Source organism: Paenibacillus sp. FSL A5-0031 (assembly GCF_001956295.1).
GTDB lineage: Bacteria > Bacillota > Bacilli > Paenibacillales > Paenibacillaceae > Pristimantibacillus.
The window spans coordinates 41,271-61,559 of record NZ_MRTD01000020.1 but is presented as its reverse complement, the minus strand read 5'-3'; the positions used below and the strand labels follow the sequence as shown (position 1 = coordinate 61,559).

16 protein-coding genes are annotated in these 20,289 nt (G+C 43.4%); 9 read left to right on the top strand and 7 right to left on the bottom strand.

Translation table 11 applies throughout. The features are described from left to right. Positions 1-322: 322 nt before the first annotated feature. Genes BK120_RS27515 through BK120_RS27505 form a run of 3 tightly spaced genes read left to right on the top strand, consistent with a single transcriptional unit; the run spans position 323 to position 3,933 of the window. Positions 323-1,090 carry a hypothetical protein gene (locus BK120_RS27515; RefSeq protein WP_076270711.1) on the top strand — a complete coding sequence of 256 codons (768 nt, stop codon included), beginning with the start codon at positions 323-325 and terminating at the stop codon, positions 1,088-1,090. Continuing rightward, positions 1,080-2,768: a vWA domain-containing protein gene (locus tag BK120_RS27510; protein ID WP_076270710.1), complete on the top strand. Its 1,689-nt coding sequence runs from the start codon at positions 1,080-1,082 to the stop codon at positions 2,766-2,768. Before BK120_RS27515 ends, BK120_RS27510 begins: the two co-directional genes overlap by 11 nt. Before the next feature lie 25 nt (positions 2,769-2,793). Next, complete coding sequence (locus BK120_RS27505; protein WP_076270709.1) at positions 2,794-3,933, top strand: toxic anion resistance protein; 1,140 nt, start codon at positions 2,794-2,796, stop codon at positions 3,931-3,933. A gap of 128 nt (positions 3,934-4,061) precedes the next feature. Here BK120_RS27505 and BK120_RS27500 read toward each other — a convergent pair whose 3' ends face one another. From BK120_RS27500 to BK120_RS27480, 5 genes are all read right to left on the bottom strand, one after another. Beyond that, on the bottom strand, positions 4,062-4,760 hold the full coding sequence (locus BK120_RS27500) for an MgtC/SapB family protein (RefSeq protein WP_076270708.1): 699 nt from the start codon (positions 4,758-4,760) through the stop codon (positions 4,062-4,064). A 5-nt stretch (positions 4,761-4,765) separates the two neighbouring features. Next, on the bottom strand, positions 4,766-5,563 hold the full coding sequence (locus tag BK120_RS27495) for a histidinol-phosphatase (protein WP_076270707.1): 798 nt from the start codon (positions 5,561-5,563) through the stop codon (positions 4,766-4,768). Between the two features lie 40 nt (positions 5,564-5,603). Then, the gene (locus tag BK120_RS27490; RefSeq protein ID WP_076270706.1) at positions 5,604-6,461 is read right to left on the bottom strand and encodes a carbohydrate ABC transporter permease; all 858 of its coding nucleotides are present in this window, start codon (positions 6,459-6,461) and stop codon (positions 5,604-5,606) included. A 16-nt stretch (positions 6,462-6,477) separates the two neighbouring features. Beyond that, positions 6,478-7,377, bottom strand: a complete 900-nt coding sequence (locus BK120_RS27485) for a carbohydrate ABC transporter permease (protein ID WP_076270705.1) — start codon at positions 7,375-7,377, stop codon at positions 6,478-6,480. Between the two features lie 79 nt (positions 7,378-7,456). Further along, positions 7,457-8,836 carry an ABC transporter substrate-binding protein gene (locus BK120_RS27480; protein WP_076270704.1) on the bottom strand — a complete coding sequence of 460 codons (1,380 nt, stop codon included), beginning with the start codon at positions 8,834-8,836 and terminating at the stop codon, positions 7,457-7,459. A gap of 247 nt (positions 8,837-9,083) precedes the next feature. Here BK120_RS27480 and BK120_RS27475 point away from each other — a divergent pair, with 247 nt between their 5' ends. Further along, positions 9,084-9,932: a helix-turn-helix transcriptional regulator gene (locus tag BK120_RS27475; protein WP_076270768.1), complete on the top strand. Its 849-nt coding sequence runs from the start codon at positions 9,084-9,086 to the stop codon at positions 9,930-9,932. 79 nt (positions 9,933-10,011) lie between these two features. On the opposite strand, the gene BK120_RS27470 is transcribed toward BK120_RS27475, so the two are convergent. Further along, positions 10,012-11,940: an ABC transporter substrate-binding protein gene (locus tag BK120_RS27470; RefSeq protein ID WP_076270703.1), complete on the bottom strand. Its 1,929-nt coding sequence runs from the start codon at positions 11,938-11,940 to the stop codon at positions 10,012-10,014. A 118-nt stretch (positions 11,941-12,058) separates the two neighbouring features. Here BK120_RS27470 and BK120_RS27465 point away from each other — a divergent pair, with 118 nt between their 5' ends. The 3 genes from BK120_RS27465 to BK120_RS27455 all read left to right on the top strand — a co-directional run bounded on the left by BK120_RS27465 (position 12,059) and on the right by BK120_RS27455 (position 15,958). Next, positions 12,059-13,978, top strand: coding sequence for an AraC family transcriptional regulator (locus tag BK120_RS27465; RefSeq protein WP_076270702.1), 1,920 nt, complete (start codon positions 12,059-12,061; stop codon positions 13,976-13,978). Positions 13,979-14,227: 249 nt separating this feature from the next. Further along, positions 14,228-14,746, top strand: a complete 519-nt coding sequence (locus BK120_RS27460) for a TetR/AcrR family transcriptional regulator (protein ID WP_076270701.1) — start codon at positions 14,228-14,230, stop codon at positions 14,744-14,746. A gap of 231 nt (positions 14,747-14,977) precedes the next feature. After that, the gene (locus tag BK120_RS27455) at positions 14,978-15,958 is read left to right on the top strand and encodes an NAD(P)H-binding protein (protein ID WP_083682537.1); all 981 of its coding nucleotides are present in this window, start codon (positions 14,978-14,980) and stop codon (positions 15,956-15,958) included. Between the two features lie 227 nt (positions 15,959-16,185). Here BK120_RS27455 and BK120_RS27450 read toward each other — a convergent pair whose 3' ends face one another. Then, positions 16,186-16,815, bottom strand: coding sequence for a YfbR-like 5'-deoxynucleotidase (locus tag BK120_RS27450; protein WP_076270699.1), 630 nt, complete (start codon positions 16,813-16,815; stop codon positions 16,186-16,188). Positions 16,816-17,072: 257 nt separating this feature from the next. Between BK120_RS27450 and BK120_RS27445 the strand changes: the two genes are divergently transcribed. Both BK120_RS27445 and BK120_RS27440 read left to right on the top strand, forming a co-directional pair. Then, positions 17,073-18,287 carry an MFS transporter gene (locus BK120_RS27445; protein WP_076270698.1) on the top strand — a complete coding sequence of 405 codons (1,215 nt, stop codon included), beginning with the start codon at positions 17,073-17,075 and terminating at the stop codon, positions 18,285-18,287. Between the two features lie 252 nt (positions 18,288-18,539). After that, positions 18,540-20,279, top strand: coding sequence for a sensor histidine kinase (locus BK120_RS27440; RefSeq protein WP_076270697.1), 1,740 nt, complete (start codon positions 18,540-18,542; stop codon positions 20,277-20,279). Positions 20,280-20,289 lie beyond the last annotated feature (10 nt).

Sequence of the window (20,289 nt, the reverse complement as noted above, 5' to 3'; positions counted from 1 at the left end):
TATACCCCTCGTAAGTCCACGTAAGGTACTTAAACAGACGGCATTACAGCTTCAGCTTTCTAATGCCTCTAGGCAGCAAATCATTGCCTTCCCCTACTTATAAATCCAATAAAAAAGAGACCCTCAGGCGTCTCTTTTTTCCATTTATAAATTCAAACGGATAAATTAGTAAGATTTAGGAGCTTGTTCGGTTATTCTCTGATAAAATTAAGCATAAGGAGTTTAATATCTATATTTTAACGATGTAGCTGTGTTGATAACGATGCTTCTTAAAAAGTTGAATTGGAGTAAGTTACTGTAATAGCAGGGGGAAGTGTGAACGTTGGATAACGGGAGATTTGTGAAGCTGTTTGGGCTTATTGGCGGAGTTGCGATCCTGAATATTGTCGTGTTGTCACCTGGGCTTCTAGGTGTGGAAATAGGAGGTGAAAGTGTACTTGAAACGGCTTCAGGCGTAACGTTATTGGTTGTGAGCCTGCTTGTTATGTTATATGGGAGTTATAGTTTGCTTTTTAAACCGCCAGTTGCGCTGCCCGTAAAAAACATTTCAACGCGTGAGGATTATATCGCAGCGCTTCAACCGTATCGACATGCAAAAGATCTTAAAAATGATATGGCTCTTGCTTTGGATCAGCTGGAACGCATAGATAAGAAGAAGACCGCCTTGACCGAGGTTCTTAGTCAGCGATTTGATCAGACGGAATTAAGCTATAAGAAGTTCGATTCGGTTATTTATGAGGTTGAGAAGCTGTTCTATCTTAATATTAGAGGTATTCTCAATAAGCTTAGTGTATTCAATGCCTCAGGATACTCCAACTTTACAGGCCAACAACAACCCGCGGGGCTATCTAACAAGCTAGTACAGGAAAAAACAAATTTATACAAGGAGTACTTATCCTACGTGACGGGTTATCTTCGTGCGAATGAGGAAATTTTGCTTAAGCTAGATAAATTATTATTGGAAATATCGCTGTTAAACAGTACCGACTATAGAGATGTTGAGGAAATGTCATGCATGAAGGAAATCGATATATTAATCAAGCAGACAAAATTATATAAGCATGGAGAGGGAGACGGATATGGCAGGTAAGGGGAAAGCTTTTGTAGTGATAGGAGCTATTGCAGTGTCTGTTTTTTTGCTTGTTTATTTGGGCATAAGCTTAACTTCAAATTTAGGTAAAACAAAGACGCAGATCACGACGGAAGATGCAGCGAAAAAGCTTGATAAATTATATAAAGATGTGTCTGTGAAAACGATAGAGCCAATCAAGGGTCAAATCGATCTCGATCCCGCGTCAATCGGGGATTCCTTACCTGATATTTCGAAGTTTTCGGTTTCAGTAACGAATACAACCGACAGCTTTGTAGAGATTTTCTCTTCCACAGAGAAATCAGGAACGGGTGTTGATGGCTGGTTAAACGAGGTGGCTGAGGAATTCAATAAATCCAATACGACGGTAAATGGAAAGCCGGTTTCGGTCATGATCCGTAATATTGCTTCGGGAACTGCTACCGATTATATCAGATCAGGCAAATATATACCGGATGCTTTTACTCCTTCCAACGAGCTGTGGGGAGAAATGGTGAAAGCGGATGGCATCCAAGCTGAGCTGATCTCTAAGCGTCTTGTTGGCAATGTTACTGGCATTGTAGCAACGAAGGCGAAATATGATGAGCTTGTCGATAAATACGGTTCTCTAAATTTAAAAACAGTAACCGACGCTATCGCGGATAATGAGCTGGCTATGGGGTATACAGATCCATTTGCCAGTTCTACAGGGCTAAACTTTCTGGTGACTGCCCTCGGAACCTTTGACAGCTCCAATCTGCTTGGGGAGAAAGCGGTTCAAGGTTTTGAGAAGTTCCAGGCCAATGTACCGTTTATTGCTTCTACCACGTTGCAAATGCGTGAGGCTGCCAAGACGGGTATGCTTGATGCTTTTGTTCTTGAGTATCAAACCTTTGTGAACGCAACAGATTTCAAAGCGGGTTATGTGTTCACCCCTTTCGGTGTCAGGCATGACAGCCCGCTTTATGCTTTAGGTGATTTGCCAAAGGATAAGCTCGACATTATTCAGAAGTTTGCCGATTTTGTGGAACAAGAGAAATATCAGAAATTAGCGGAGCAAAAGGGTTTTAATGGCCTGAATGACTATAAGTCTGAGCTTGAAGCGGTGGATGGCAGTATTTTGTCTGCTGCGCAGAAGCTGTGGAAGGAAAAGAAGAACGGGAGTAAACCGATTGCGGCTGTGTTTGTAGCAGATGTATCAGGGAGCATGGGCGGTGAACCCTTAAACCGATTGAAGGAATCTCTGCTGAAAGGACAAAAGTTTTTGGGACGGGACAACAGTATTGGATTCGTTTCTTACTCCAGTGATGTGGCCATTAATCTTCCTATAGGGAAGTATGACACGAATCAGCAGTCGATGTTCGTTGGGGCCATAGACAGCCTTCAAGCCAGTGGAGGAACAGCTACTTTTGACGGTATTGTGGTGGCAATGAAAATGCTTCAGGATGAGATGGCCTTAAATCCAGATGTGAAACCGCTAATCTTTGTGCTCAGCGACGGGGAAACGAATGAAGGGCATTCGCTTAAGGATATTAGAGGACTGATTGAGACGTACAAAATTCCGATCTACACGATAGGCTACAATGCAAACATCAAGGCGCTTCAAAGTATTTCGAGCATCAATGAGGCGGCCAGCATTAACGCAGATACAGAAGATGTTGTTTATAAAATCAGCAATTTGCTCAACGTTCAAATGTAAGGATTATCAATGAGGAGGGGCTTCAATGTCATTTTCTATGGAAGTAATTAGTGAGGAAAAACTGAAATCAGCAATGGAGGAGCAGGTTAAGCCCGAGCCAGAGGAATTAACGCAGCTGAAGGAGCTGGCTTTAAATAATGTTTCTACGATTTTGGCATTGGATATCGAGTCATTGGAGAAACGGAAGGCGGTCTTGCAATCCATCGATAGCTTCGGGATGAGCTCCATGCGGTCATCCTCGGAGAAAAATGCTCTTTTGCAGGTTTCCGTAGGGAACTTATCCAAAACAGGGGATGAAGGCGGGCAGGTAGCCAAGGGGTTGGCGGAGCTGCATCTTCAGTTAAAAGATCTAGATCCCAGCGTCATAGATTTTGCGAAAAGCGGCGTTTTAGGCATGTTGTTTAACCCTTTACGGCGCTATTTTGTAAAGTACCAGAAAGCAGATGCTGTCATTTCGGACATCATAATATCTTTGGATAAGGGAAAAACGGTATTGAAAAATGATAATACAACCTTGGAAATTGAGCAGCATGCTCTCAGGGAGCTCACTAAAAAGCTTCAAAAGGAAATCCAACTGGGTGTTTTAATGGATTCGGAAATTGAATCGCAGATCGAAGCAGCTAAACTGCGTCAAGAATCTGAAGACAAAATCCTGTTCATCACAGAGGAAGTTTTGTTTCCTTTGCGCCAGCGACTCATGGATTTGCAGCAAATGATGGTCGTTAATCAACAGGGGATTATGGCAATTGAAGTTGTGATGAGAAATAATAAGGAGCTTATGAGAGGGGTAGACAGAGCGAGGAATGTTACCGTTTCTGCCCTGAAAATTTCAGTCACAGTGGCCAGCGCACTCTACAATCAAAGGATTGTATTAAAAAAGATTGAGCTTCTCAATCAAACCACGGACACTCTCATCAGCGGTACTTCAAAAATGCTGAAAGATCAGGGTGCAGCGATCCATAAGCAATCACTTGAAACGAATATTTCAGTCGACACGATGAAACAGGCTTTTGTTGATGTGCTATCGGCGCTAGATTCAATTAGCACCTATAAGCAGGAGGCGCTTCCTCGCATGCGTGAAACCATTAGTCAGTTTAGAGAACTGGCGAATGAGGGAGAGAGCAGAATTTTGCGGCTGGAGAAGGGGCAAAAGTTAGGCTTGTAGATTGCACGATGAGGAGGGGTGACGCCCCTCTAATTAAAAGAGTTGATATACTAGTAAGCGCATCATTTCAGTGCATATATGAACAAACACCCCCGGCGATAAACGCCGGGGGTGTTTGGCTACTTATTCTATTCAAAACTGACAGCAACGACTCCGCCGATTTGTTTCATTTCGGCTACGATTTCCTTCGGCTCCATGGTTCTTGGAACGACGATATCAAGCTTTACTTCCCAGCATAGCGGCATATCAAGCGATGGACGTATCCGCTGCAGCATCATTTTTTGCGTCATAATCGAGCGGCTGGCAAGCCTCTGGGTGACGATGTCCAGCAGCTCCTCTTCTGTCTCCGCCTGGATGGTTAACTTTCTAACCTTCTTGCTTTTCAGAAAGCGGTGCTCCACTTTATTGAAAACCCATAATGTGATGAACACAAGAATCGTTCCTGCCGCTGCGCTAAAATAAAAGCCCGCACCGATCTGCAGCCCAATGGCTGCGACGACCCATAAGGAAGCGGCTGTTGTCAGCCCTGTAATAGACTTGCCTGTGAATAGAATCGTGCCGGCTCCGAGAAAGCCGACGCCGGTAATGACAGCCGTTGCTAACCGCGCCGGGTCAATCCGTACGTTGGGCTCTCCCGCAAACTCAGCAAAGCCGTAAATCGACAGCAGCATGATCATCGAAGAGCCGAGACAGACCAGAATATGCGTGCGAAGCCCAGCCGGATGATTTTGCTGCTCCCGTTCGAAGCCGATGAGACCGCCAAGAAATACGGCCAGAGACAACCGGATTAGGATGGTGGCATGGTCAATAACCCACGGGTTATCCAAGGCGATCACCGACTAATTGGAACCATCAACCGTTCGCGTTTGCGGAATATGGCCCATTCTCGATACCCAATTTCATATAAATGGCTGCCGATGGCCGAGAAATGCTCGCCTACACGTTCGGGCTGGTGCGCATCGGAGCCGAAGGTCACCTTAACCCCATAATGGAGCGCGCGTTCTAGGAAATAGCCATCTGGCACCCAATTGTTGTCGGAAGAATTGATTTCAATGACGACGTCGCTAGCAGCGATTGCTTTCAACGTGACGTCGGCAGCTTCTGTGCGGAGCTCTGGATAACCGTAGAAGTAGCGGTTCAATGAATCTACATGACCTAAAATATCATATAATCCACACTTAGCGGACTGAGCGATATAATCATAAAATAAATTTTTCACTTCCAATTTACGTGCTGCAGTCAAGCCTTCCCAATACTCTGAATCGTATATGCCGATACCGGCGAATTCATGTACAGAGCCAATAACATAATCAAAAGGATAAGAAGCGATAACCGAGCGGTATAAATCCAGATGTTCAGGTAAAAAATCAGCTTCGATGCCGAGCAGCACCTCTATTTTTTCTTCATAGTCTTTCTTTAGCTCTAAGACCTCTTTAATATAAGTTGGAAACTCGCTTTTTGCCATGCTGCCAGTTAAGGAAGGACGATCTTCAGCAATTGCGAAAAATGGCGTATGATCCGAGATGCCGATAATATCTAATCCCTGTGTTATTGCTGCTTCGATATATTCCTTGACCGAACCTACTGCGTGTCCGCAGCGTTCGTGATGCGTATGATAGTCAAACTTCATGTAGTACCTCCGATGAATGCGTGATGAATACTAGATACATTTAGCCTTTAGAGCCGGATACAACGATTCCTTGAATGAAATACTTTTGAGCAAAAAAGAAAATGAACAGCAGCGGCAAAATCGCGACCAGAGAAGCTGCCATCAACAGATGCCACGGTGTTGCTCCGTATGCAGCTGTAAAGTTAGCGAGCCCGAGTGAAATCGGGTATTTCGTCATATCGTTCAAATAAATGAGCGGTCCGAATAGATCATTCCATCTCGATATCAGCTCCAAAATAGCCGCAGTTGCGAAGGCTGGCATGGAGAGGGGAATTAGGATGCGGAAATACATCGTGAAATGGCTTCCTCCGTCGATTTTGACGGCTTCATCCAATTCTTTGGTAATGCCCAAATAAAATTGGCGCATTAGAAAAATGGTAAAGGAGCTTGCTGTAAAAGCTGGGATCACAAGCGGCAGATACGTGCCTGTCCAGTGCAGCTTTGTAAACAGCAAATATTGCGGAATCAAGGTGACTTGGGACGGAATCATCATCGTACTGAGGACAAGCCCGAATAAAAGCATACTTCCGCGTGCCCGCAATCTTGCAAAAGCGAATGCGGCCATCGACGAGGAGAATACGACTGCACCTACCGTCACGGCTGAGTACCATACCGAGTTCCATAGGAAACGAGCCATAGGGGCATCGATGAAAATCTGCTTAAAGTTGATCCACTGCAAATGGGCTGGGAACCACGTCATCGGAACGCGATGAATTTCGCCGATGGTCTTAAGCGAAGTGGAGAGCATCCAAAACAGCGGAAATGCGAATAATAGAACGCCTCCGTATAGAAGGATGTAGATGATTGTTTTGTCCATCAGACGCAGATCGCCGTGATTGTACGATTTTTTTCGCTTCATAATAAAGGAACCTCCTTTACTTCGAGTCATATTCATAGTGGACGAATTTTTTGGAGCCCCACAGCGATACGAGAGTCAGCGCGAAAATAAGCAGGAATAATATCCATGCCTGAGCGGAGGCATACCCCATCCGGAACTGCTTGAATGCAGTATCAAATAAATAATACACGTAGAAATAGGAGTTCCAGTCCGGCCCTCCCTTCGTGATAACGTAGGCTTCCGTAAAGATTTGCAGCGATCCGATCATGCTAATAATGGTATTGAATAAAATGACAGGTGAAATAAGCGGAATCGTAATTTTACGGAACTTCGCGAAACCGCTCGCCCCTTCCATAGATGCGGCTTCAAACAGATCTGCCGGCAGCGATTGCAGCGCGGCAAGAAAGATCACCATCGTGCTGCCTGATGCCGTCAATTGCATGAGTACCATGGATGGAACGACCGTACCCGGGCTTGTAAACCAACCTGGTCCTTGAATGCCGAACCAATCATAAAGGACAGAGTTCACGACACCGAACTGCGGGTTAAGCAGCCATGACCACAAAAAGGAGACGGCTACACCAGATATGATGCTTGGTGCGTAATACAGTGTGCGAAGGAGCGATTGCCCCTTGATTTTTTGATTAAGCAGAACGGCAACAATTAAAGATGTCAGTATCGTAAACGGTACGGCCATAACGCTGTAATAGAGAGTCACGGACAATGACTTGTAAAACAGCCGGTCTCCGAACAGCGTGCTGTAATTGCTTGTTCCTGCAAATGTCGGGGACGAGATGACATTGTAATCAGTGAAGCTGAGCAGCAGCGAGACGAGAATCGGTCCCCCGGTGAAGCATATAAAACCGATAAACCAAGGGGCTATGAAAAACCAAAACGACCGTTCCTCGCGCTTCATGGCCAGCGAAAGCTTTCTCATGGGCTACCTCCGTTGGGCCGGCGGACGCCTTCTAATGAAGGGCATCCGCTCGGCTGAAATTTACTTAAAGCTCTGGCTGCTATTGGTTCAAATTCAACGATAGGAGGTTATCATTCAACACTTTCAAACCGTCGGCTATGCTCTTTTTGCCTCCCCATACCAGATAGAGCGATTGGTTCATCGTTTCTAGAACCGTATTGAATTTGACGATCAAATGGTTTTCAGCTTCCCGGCCATACTTGATCGAGCCTTCGTGAACCTGCTTGAATGCCTCAGGGTCCATGCCGATTTCTGCACCCATTTTGTCATACCAAAGCTTGAATAAGCTCGCGTCTGCCGGCGTTCTTCCTACTTCATTCATGTAACGGTAGGCGCCGCCGCCTTCAGCTGGATTAGCTAAATGCCGGACAAATTCCCATGCCTCGTCGGGATGCTTGCTTGTTGCCGAGATGCTCCAAGGATCAACATAAAGGGTAACCTTGCGTCCTTCATGATAGGGAACAGCCGCAACACCCCATTTGAAATCCGCTTGCTTGTAGGAGCCGAGTCCCCAGCCGCCGGAAATGTACATTCCGACTTTGCCGGTAAGGAAAGGATCGCCCAGCTGCGCGGATGCGGCTACTGTCTCTGCGTCCGGCGCTACTTTGTATTTATTGATCAAATCCACATTGAACTGCAGTGCTTCGACGTTAATCGGCTTCATTAGATCAGGCTCACCCATTACGCCGGATGTATAAGCTTCGGGCTTGAATAGATCTCCTCCGAATAGCCATGTCATAGCATTTGCGCTTAATGCGCTGGAGAAACCAAAAACCTGCTTGCGAGCGTCACCTACGTCATGAGACAACTTTTGTGCGGTTTCGAGCATCGCATCGAAATTCCAAGACTTATCATCCCAGTCGGTCGTTGGGTAAGAAAGGCCAGCAGCATCGAATAAGTCCTTGTTGTAATAAAGATAAGTAGCGTTGCTTACGAGCGGAACGCCGTAATTTTTACCGTTGATTTTATAAATATCGAGCAGGTTAGGGTCCATTGTATCGAGCTCGGGAGCCCCTTTCTCAATATAAGGAGTAAGGTCCTTCAATGCGCCCATCTTCATATAAGTAGCAAATCCGCTATCCGCCTGATTGGGATTCCAAACATCCGGTGCATTGCCGCTGGCAATCAAGGTCGTCAGCTTTTGATCGAATTGATCGTACGGGATATTCTCAAGCCGCACTTTTACATTCGGATGGCTTTCTTCGAAGGTCGAAACCATCGCGTCCTGCCATGCCTTTTTGTCCGGGTCTGCTGCCATTACCCAAACGATCTCAACCTTATCCTTGCCGTTGTTCTTTACTCCTCCGTTGCTGTTATTTTTTGACCCGGCTTCACCGCCGCAAGCAGACAACGTGGTAGAAAGGGAAAACAAAAGAAGTGCACTCATCACTAAACGATTTTTCGTTATTAGATTTTTCATGACAACCCCCGCGTTCGTTTTTTTGAACCCACTTTTACAAAATGTTAATAAAACTAACTCGAATTATAGAAATTTCATTCTAAAAGCATGTTCTACTATGCATCACCCACTGTTGTTATGCCTTATTGCTAACCAATATAGCATATGATAATATGAATTATAAGCACATATCTTATCTAATTTATCATTTTTCTACGTATATTACTTTGAATATAAACTCATTACTTTACATGGTGGTGTGATGTTTGTGGAGTCGAATTTTTATGAAGCTGCGAAGTTTGATATTAGTCGTGAGAGGAAAACCGACACAAGTATGCCATCGCGTCATTATCATAATGGCTATGAAATCTTCTATCTCGTCTCTGGTGATATCAGCTACTTTATCGAGGATAAAAGCTATCAGGTGGTTGGCGGCGCGTTATTGATCATCAATGTGAATGAGATTCATAAGCTGGTCAATTCAAGCAAAGAATCATTTGAGCGGATTACGCTGCTGTTTCAGGAGGAATTCCTTGAGGATATGTTTCCTTACAATGACAGCTTTCATGTGCTATCCAGCTTTTCAAGCGGCAAAAATTTCATGCCCTTAAACGGCCAAGAACAAAGCATGATCGAGAAGCTTTTCGATAAAATGATTGCGGAATTTATTAAGCAGCCTCCCGGCTATGAATATTATTTAAAAACACTGCTGTTCGAGCTGCTTATTTTTCTTTACCGCAAGACGTCAACGCTGCCTGCAGCTGAACATGACGGAAGCAATCCGATCAATAAAAAGATTTTTGAAATTGTCGATTATTTGAACCAGCATTATCATGAAAACCAAACGATTCAGGGCATATCCAGCAGGTTTTTCATCAGCTCCTCATATTTTTGCAAAATGTTTCGGGAGAACACAGGCTTCACCTTCACAGAGTACTTGAACAATGTTCGAATCAAGGAGGCGCGCCAGCTCTTAACGGGGAGCACTTTGAAAATAGCTGATATTGCTGAAAAGGTCGGCTTTGAGAGCATGACGCATTTTGGACGCATTTTCAAAGATATTACCGGCCATTCACCGCTTAAATACCGACAAGCCTATAAGTTTGAATTGAATTAACCCAATAAAAAAAGCCAACTCCGACGCAAATCATGCGCGGTTGTTGGCTTTTTTAGATTAAGCTAGTTATAGTTCAACCTTATTTCTGCGACTGCTCTACCTGTGCGATTAACGCATCTACCGCTTCATCCACGAGGTCAGGACCATAATTCCATTTATTACGGGTTATGTTTAAGACACGATTATTTTTTACTGCGGGAATGGCTTTATAGAGAGGCTCTTGAAATAGCTTTGTCATCTCTTCCAGCTCATCATCCTTCATTTGTGTGAAGAAATAGTCTGCAGGCCGATCAGCCAAAGATTCCATCGACAACGCAGCGCCGCCGTCTGCAAATTTCTCAAATTGCTCTGGCATTTGGAAGCCTAAATCCTCATAGATCAGCTTGCCCAAAGTACCGCCTTTGCCTCCCAATAGAACCTCGCCCTTATAAAGAATGAACGTGATGGCAGTTGTGCCTTCTTTAATATTAATATTGATCTCATCTCGGATACGCTCAAGCTTCTCCTCGAATTTAGAAATCCATGCTTCAGCCTCTGGCTTTCGGTTCATGACATCGCCCATCGCTCGGAGCGTATTGATGACATCTGGATCGCCGCCCCATGCTACGGCAACTGTCGGAGCTATTTTCTGATAAGTTTCGTAGATTTCAGCGCTATGATAGTCTGGCAGTATAATGATGTCTGGTTGCAGGGCAGATATAGCCTCTGCATTGCCAAGCCCATCACCAATGCTTTCGGCCTCTGTCATGGTGTCTGGATATTGTTCAAGTGTACCTTGATCGACCCCAACTGGCTCTAGTCCTAGCGGCAGCAAATAACCACCGTATGTAATGACGACAGCCTTACTCGGCTTAACGGGGATAGTCACTTCTCGCCCTAATGCATCCTTATAAACTCTAGTCTCTGCCGGCAATGTATCTGTACTTTCACTTTGCTGCTTATTATTGCCTTCCGTAGACTGCTGCACATTTGAATCTGAACCACCACAAGCAGCAAGCAGCAACGATAGGCTAAACAATAGCGTTACAGCAAAAGAAGGCTTAAAACCAAAACTCATTTCATCCACTCTCCAAGCATCTTGTTGATAATGATTATCACTGTTAACAATATAACCTTCTTCCAGGGAGGGAGCAATGAACGATTCGGGCATAAAATTTGTGCGAACTGAACTTTTTAAACCGAGGTTATGCATTTTGAACTGAGCTGGTGTCTCGCCAGTTTGCTTTTTGAAAAGGCGGCTAAAATAATACATATCTGCATATCCGACACTGTAGGCGATATCACGAATGGTCACCTCTGTTTCATTTAGTAAAAACTTAGCTTGATTCATACGTGTCTGAACGAGATACTCCATAGGGCTGCATCCATATTTTCGTTTAAACACTCTGGAGAGGTAGTGTGTACTGTAATGAAATAGATTCGCGATCATCTCCATGGAGATCGTTTCGTGATAATGCGCATGAATATAATTAGCGATCTGTACAGCCAGATCAGGCGAGGCAGCTTCCGTATCAGCGATACGCAGCTGGCGGAACTGCTCATGCACAAATTGGTAGAAGAGGCCTGTCACCTGCAGCCGGTCCAGCTCTTCACTCAGCTTCCAATGCTGCTGCATAGACTCTAGCAGAGCAAGCAGAGATAAGGGGTGTTTCGCTTTAAATGTATATTGCTGCCCAAATGGAGCATGCAGCTCAGCTTGTCTTTGCGTAGATTGAGTAGATAAGCCGCGCATAGGTTTATATAAAATAAGATAGTAGTCAAAAGGACGGCTCAGACAGCTGATATTCATCGTAGCGCCTTTGCCGCCGTGCAGCAGCTGGGAATTAGCGGATTCGACAGCCATTCCATCAAGACTTATTTTAGCCTCACCTTGGTTAGTGAAGATAAAAGCATTGGCCGGAAGGCGGTAAGCTTGCAATTCCTCACCTGTCTTCATTGCCAAATGCCGAATATCAAGCACTTTAACCGGCGTTTGGCTCCATATTGTGATGGTCTCATGCCATTCCATAACCACACCCCGTGACGGATTACATAGAATTATTTTACTAGTGAGAATACATATCATTTATAATATATAATCATATCGTACCCCATTAAGCGCGTATAGAGAAAGCAGGTTTCTAAAAATGGAAGTGCATGATCATTTGGTGTTATGGAATCATGCTTTTTGCACCATTTTTGATGTCCGTCGCATCAATATGAAAGCCGAAGAATCGTTATCTGCCTACTCCGTACCTGCCAGCATATTTGTGATGTCTATTCAAGGAAGTGCGCAAGTTTGTCTGAATGGTGTGGATCACTATGCTAAACGATTTAAAATATTTCATACTGGCAAAGGATCAGTTTTGAATATTCGCGCTGGTGCCGAGGGGTTTGAATATTATGTGATTTATTATAAAGCACGTATTCCATCGCCTGTTCGGCAGGAAATGATCGATCTGGTAGAGCGCGCCCAACCTTTTCATGCCCAATACGGCTTTGTGCCTGCTTTTCCGGTAGCATTATATCGCAGCATGACAGACATGCATAAGGAATGGGGAAGGGCAGAACCGCTGGGGAGATTGCGTGTGAGAGCTTTGCTCCATCAATTTGTATATGATTTATTAACTCAAATGCAGGTACAGGGTGTGCGACCGGAAAAACGCGATTTGGCAGCTCAAATCATTTCGATTATTCATGAACGTTATGCAGAGTCCATTACTTTGGAATCTTTATCTGAAACTTTGAATTACAGCGTTCCCCATTTGTCTACTTATTTCAAAAGCCGGACAGGCCTCAGTCCGATCGATTATTTGATCAAGGTACGCATCGATAAGGCAGCAGAGCTGCTGCTCAGTACCGATGCCACGCTAAGAGAAATCGCTATCGGTGTTGGTTATCAGGACCCTTATTATTTAGGCAGAATGTTCAAAAAAAATAAAGGCATGTCACCGACACAATATAAATTGAAGTACTCGTCCAAGCACAAGGTAGAAGATTATCCTTCCATAAGCATGAGATCGTCCATTGTCTCCCCCCATCTCCTCGGCTATACTGATTTAAATGATAATCATTATCAACGTAGTGGAGAGGGAGAAATACCAATGATTAAACCATTCAAACCGTCCATGGTGGCGGGATTGCTATTAAGTTTTATTTTATTATTGAGTGCCTGTGGGGTAGAAAATGCGGCGGAGACGACTAATCCATCAACGGCGACAGCGTCGCCCTCTGCCGAGGAATCCCAGACCAAAACCATCTCTACAATTGCTGGAGACATAGAAGTTCCTACGCATCCGAAACGAATCGTAGCAGGTGAATATTTAGGAAGCCTCATTGCGCTTGGTGTTGTCCCTATCGGAACTTCTAACCATCACATTAAAAACCCATATTTCGGTGATGCTTTAAAGGGCGTTGAAGATATAGGAGACGGGAATGGCAATATCGAGAAAATTTTGGAGATGGAACCTGATCTTATAATTATGGATGATACCTATGCTGAAATGAATGAACAGCTGCCAAAAATCGCACCTACGGTTATCATACCTTATGCATCGTTGAAAACCGTTCATGAGGAAATTACCTATTTCGGCAAGCTGCTCGGTAAGGAACAGGAAGCAGAGAAGTGGCTCAATGATTATGATCGAAGAATAGCCGAAGCCAAGCAAAAAGTATTGCAGGTCGTTCCGGCTGACAGTACCTTCTCCATTCTAGAAATAATGGATAAAAACATTTCCGCGGTAGGCGCAAACTTTGGCAAGGGTGGGCAAGCCGTTTACGGAGGATTTGGCTTCAAGCCGCCAGCTGCCGTTGTTGATGAGATGAAAGATCCGGGATGGGCATCGATATCCAATGAGGTATTGCCGAAATATGTGGGGGACTATATAATACTGACTTCCGATTCGCATACCCTTGCTGATCTCAAGGCTGATCCGATTTGGAATACGCTTGATGCGGTCAAGAACGATAGGGTATACATATGGGGAAGCGACCGGTCATGGTACTGGGACCCCATAGCGATCCTGCTCCAGACTGAAGAAATTGCAGAATGGTTAGTTGGTAAGTGATTGTAGTTAATGTGGGTTGCCTGTGGCCTGTGGAATAAGGTACAGCAATAATGGGTTATTCTAAAACGAAGATAACAGTGGATATGCAGCTGTTGTCTTCGTTTTTTCGATTTCAATTGATTGAACTCATGTGTTTAAAATGCGGCCTGGTTAAAAAACTATTGCATTCCTTCAAGCGATAAGTTATGATCAATTCAGTTAGTGATTGATCAATTACTAACAAGTGATTTCTTAAAGGTGGAAGATATGATGGAAAAAAATACAGCAGCGTCCGTTAATCGCCGTACAGAAATTATTGCTGCTGCGATTGAAGTTTTCGCTGAAATTGGATATTATCGCGCAACAACAGCAAAGGTTGCTGAACGTGCTCAAATCTCACAGCCGTATGTTTTTCGTTTTTTTGCAACGAAGGAAATTTTGTTGAAGGAAGCTTTAGAGGTTTCATGGACACGTATCGTAGATGCATTTGGCAGCGTGATCGAGACAGCGGGACCTGATCAGCTCGAGAAGGAGCTTGTTGAAGCTTATATAGAAGTCATGAAATCGTATCAGAATGAAACGCTGCTGTTAATGCAGGCTCAGACGATAAAAGACGAAGCGATTGTCGAGGATATGCGAAATGGATACCGTGTAGTGCAGCAGTTAGTGTTAAACGCATTCCAGCAAGCTGGTCTTGAGAATCCGAAAGATAAAACGGTTATATTTTTGGCTAGAGGCATGCTGTGTAATGTCTCGATGGCGCTATCCTTGCCGGAGTTAATGTATTAGAGCTGATTTTTGGCTCTTTAATATATTGATGTAATTGATCAATCAATAAACAACTTACATCAATAAAATTACATTTAAATTACTTGGCATATTAGGGGCTGCCATGGCTAGCTAAATACAGAACGTGTTAGAAGTTAGCCAAGACAATTAAATTGTTATTGAAGTCAATGCATTGTCCGCACGCCAGTTTGTTAGTGATTGATCAATCACAAATTTGAGGAGTGAATAATAATGAAAAAAGCTATTGTATTAGGTGCTACCGGAGGTACTGGTGCTCCCATTGTTGAGGAGCTTCTAAAGAGAGGAATCGAGACTACAGCATTCGGGCGTTCTCATCAAAAGCTGAAACAGCTTGCGATGGATTTGGGTAATCCTAAGCATTTATCGCTTAAAGTTGGAGATGTGCTTAATCCAAAGGAACTGATATTAGCTTGCGAAGGTCATGAGGTTATTTTTAGCTGCGCGAATGTGCCGTACAATGACATGCATACGATGCTGATCCCTATGGGAGAGGCAGTTATGGAAGCGGCTAATCAGCTTGGTGCAAAAATCGTCGTTGTGGATGGCATTTATCCCTATGGAAGAAAAACGACTAATCAGGCAACAGAGGATCACCCTAAAAATCCGCATACCAAAAAAGGAAAGGTTCGACTGCAGTACGAGCAAATGGTGTTTAGCCCACGGTGGAATAAGGCGCATAAAATGATTGTTCGTTTACCTGACTATTATGGCCCATCTGCTAACCAAGCATCCTATTTGGGATCCACTTTAGATGGAATTGCAGCTGGCAAACCTTCCGTATTTATTGGAACGATGAAGGTTGCCCGTGAGTTTGTTTATTTGCCGGATGCGGCAATTATGATCGTGGAGCTGGCCTTTAGGGAGGATGCTTTTGAGCAGAACTGGCATATTCCAGCGTCAGGCGTCATCTCTGGCCGCGATTTTGTAAAGATAGCCCAGAGGGCAGCAGGTACGTCAAAACCAGTCATACCGCTTGGCAAAATGGGCTTATCATTTCTCGGTCTATTTTCCCCAGTTATGAAAGAGGTCGTTGAGATGCTGTATTTAACGGAGGAACCATTCGTATTAAGCGGTGAAAAATATAAGCGGCTTGTCGGACCGATCCCTGCTACTCCATACGAGATAGGGATTAAGGCTACAATTAATACACTTATGAAACGGAACGAAGTAAAAGAGGCAACATCGCGTTGAGGCTAAAAAAGTACGGAATGAAATACGGCGAATTGTGGTTTTATACAACCACAGTTCGCGGCATTTAGTTAAAAAACAGAAGGGATAGTGGGTTTGATTTAAAAAAAGGAGGGAAGATTAGTGGTAAATGAGGTGTGTTGCCATTTTGCAAGCTTTGACTACAGGCATATAAAAGGTGATGCATTGCTGAGGTTTATTACGGGATTTAACAGGAGTTGAAGCTACAGCTACAGCTCTAAGGCTTCCTTTGTAATCTCTTGAATATCGACAGGACAATTGGAGCTTTCTTTCACGATGTCTGGTAAAATGTGCTCTAAAAAATAATCTACACAATGCAGTTTTATTTTTTTGATTTTGACGAGCGCTTCACGGTACATAACGACAAATTCCTTTTCGGTGTTGCCTCTTTGCAATTCCGTAAGCGCCTCGTAAACTTGATCAAGCTTATCGGCTACTTCAAGAATAAGGCCTTCGACGGATTCATCCTTGCCCTCGCGCAGTTGTCTGCGGAAAATAGGCTTAAATTCCTCAGGAATATTTTCCTCGATAAAAAGAGCAATCATGCCTTCCTCAACCTTTTGCAGCATGCCACGCAGTTCTAAGGAGTAATGTTTCACTGGTGTTTTAATGTCTCCAATAAATATTTCCCCATAATCATGGCTGCTCGTAATTTCGTAAAGCTTCTTCCAATTTATTGTGACGCCGTTCGTTTCTTCAATATCTGCTAATGTTTTGGCGTATTGAACAACCTTCCAAGAATGAGCGGATACGCTGTGCTCTTCAAACTTAAATTTACCTGGACAACGAATGATACGTTCAAGATCGTTAAGCGATTGAAAGTACGTATGAATTCCCATAGCATGCAATTCCTTTCTTTTTCCCAAAGATGTTTTACAATGCGAGGCATTAGAGTTAGTATAAAGCTCATTTGTTAATGGACGATAAAATGAATCAGGTAATATATGTAATAACTAATAGGGCAAGCATTGATTTATTCTCTTGTCAGTACGACGTAATCCTGCTATTATCATAATGACTTATTAAAGATCTTTAATAAGTCGGTATGAACCTTCTTAAACAAATGGATGACGAACACCAAGGAGATCAGATAACGATGGCAACGTTCTTTTTAATTATTATTTATTTGGCTTTTATTAGTTTAGGTTTGCCGGACTCCTTGCTCGGATCGGCATGGCCTGTGATGAGAATGGATATGAATGCTTCATTAGGAACGGCTGGTAGCATTTCCATGGTTATTGCAGCAAGCACGATCATCTCGAGCTTGATAAGTGGTACTGTACTGCACCGTTTTGGCACTGGGAAGGTAACGCTTGTGAGCTGTATTCTGACAGCAGGAGCTTTACTTGGTTTTGCATGGTCTCCTTCAATTATATGGCTAATTATTTTTGCGATTCCGTTAGGCATTGGCGCGGGCAGTGTAGATGCTGGATTAAACAACTATGTGGCTACCCATTACAAAGCTCATCATATGAGCTGGCTGCACTGTTTTTGGGGAGTAGGAGCTACGCTAGGTCCAATTATTATGGCTTCGTCTATCTCAGGTCAAAACCTTTGGAGAGATGGTTATCTCACGGTTGCAATGATTCAGTTTATTTTAGTCGTCATTTTATTTGTTTCTCTTCCTTTATGGGATAAAGTTGCAAAAAGCAGTCATGTTATAAATGCTGAAGCTCACCATGAACTGCATGATCAGAAGTTGGAGCAGGCCGCTGAAAATAAGAAGCCATGGCAAATAAAAGGGGTCAAATTAGCGATGCTAACCTTTTTATTTTACTGCGGCATTGAAGCGAGCATGGGATTATGGGGAAGCAGCTTTCTTGTAAATATTAAAGATTTGCCTGCTGCGACAGCAGCACAATGGGTATCTTGGTTCTTTGTAGGAATTACAGTTGGTCGAATGATTACTGGCTTTATAACATTTAAAATGAGCAGCCGCATGCTGATTAGGTATGGCCAGTTAATTGCATTAATTGGAACAGTAGTGCTAGTGCTGCCGTTACCATCTATCGTCTCGCTTATCGGATTTATGATTGTAGGGCTTGGATTAGCTCCGATATTTCCGTGTATGCTGCATGAAACACCTGCGCGATTCGGGAAAAAGAACGCACAGTCTATTATGGGTTTTCAGATGGCTGCTGCCTATACGGGCAGTACGCTAGTTCCCCCTTTTCTAGGATTGCTTGCAACCAATACAACGATTAGTATTTTCCCATGGTTTATTATTATATTTGCGATTGCTATGCTCTTGTGTACGGAAAAATTAAACAACTTTTTGAAAAGATTGCATGTAGGAATAGCGGCGAAATAAGTCCTTGCATTAGGCGAGGCTTAATGAAAGAAAAAAATGAAGAATGAACTTAAAAACCACAACCGTATCGTGTTGTGGTTTTTTTGGCATTATGCGATATTAGCCTGTATTTTTCTATTATGATCGTTCTGCAACCGATTGTATTTAATGAAGGCATACTGTAATATCTTTATTAATTATATGGATTTTTATTACAATAATATGAGGCTATCATTTTAATTTATGGGTAGAACGGGCTAAAGGCGGGAGAAAATGAAGAGATTCATTCCGAATAAAATGTATATTCCGTTTACGTACAAAATGATGATTCCGTATCTAATTCTTGTGCTGCTGACCGACGCTGTCATTGGATACATCTCCTATACGATGCTCATTGAGTCGAGAACAGAGATGGCGGAAACGAATATCCGTACGGCTATGAAGCAGACGAGGAGCAATATTGAATATCAGCTGGATGAGATCCAGCGAATGTCCAGTACACTTTTCAGCAGCATTACTTTTCAGAACGCTCTTCAGTTTGAAGGGGACCAGCTCGATATGATGCTCAAAATGAGGGATGATATTATTCCGCAAATGAAGGCGCCTCTCCTGCTGTATGGAAACAATATTAGACTGGCGCTCTATACGGTTAACGAAAATATGCTTGAAGTTTCGGGCGATGATATGGCCACCCCGATTGGCAGGCGTGACTATTATGTGTTATCTCATCACAGTATAGAGAATACGGATTGGTTTAAATCCATTTCCTCTACATTCCAAGACCACCTATGGATTCAGGTCGATTCGGACCAGAAACTAAACAACATCTCTCATTTCCGTAGATTAGTCACATCCAGCGGCATTTCGTCTACGATCGGCTATTTGCGCGTTACGGCTCGCTTCGATGAATTGTTAGGCAATTTCGATACATTCCCAATCGAAGAGGGCATCAGCCTGCGATTAATTGATATGGCTTCTGGACTTAATCTATATGAACGAGGAAGCATAGATGAGAAGGCTAGCATGAAATCATATTTGAGTGTGAGGGAAGAGATTCCAGGAACAAATTTTGTGATCGAGACGTTGGTTCCTCATTCTTATCTAAATAAAGATGCGACCAGAATGAAAAAAGCGATAAGCACCGTTTGCTTCATCAGTTTCTTGGTTATGGCGTTTATCGGAGTGATTGTGGCCCGTCTATCAGGGAAAAAGATGAAGCGTATTGTAACGCTCGTGCAATCGTTCCAAGAAGGGAATTTTTATAAGCGGATTGGTTTTACAGGGAATGATGAATTTGTTCATATTGCAGATTCTTTTAATCAGATGGCAACCAGCATTCAGGACCTCATCAAAAATGTATATGTGCAGGGCATTCAGAAAAAACAGGCAGAGCTTGATGTGCTCCAAGCGCAAATTAGCCCTCATTTTTTATACAATACACTCTCGACAATCGGCAGCCTGGCTAACTTAGGGGAAGTAGATAAAGTAACAAAGATGGTGCAGGCGCTGTCCAAGTTTTATCGGCTTACGCTAAACGGAGGCAATGTCTATATTACGCTTGAGAAAGAGCTTGAACAGGTGGAATCCTATCTAGACATACAAAGAGTAAAGTATGCAGATACCTTTAAGGTGTATTTCGATATGGAGCCTGAAATTGCACATATTCCGGTAATTAAGCTGATTCTCCAGCCGTTCGTTGAAAATATTTTCAAACATGCTTGGTTTGGGGAAACGATCGCTATTCGTATTACAGGGAAACGTCTCGGGGGCCATATTGAGCTGAAAATTATTGATAACGGGATCGGTATGAGACCGGAAACGTTGAAAAGAATGCTGGCAAGCACGATCCATTCAGACCGATACGGTCTGAAAAATGTGGAGGAACGTATAAAACTAAGATACGGTAAGGACTTCGGCATTCATATCGGCAGCATATATGGAGCAGGAACGACGGTGCAAATTATTCTTCCGATCGATGAAGAAATCATTGAAGATTTGGAACCGCTGTCATAATGACGCGCCA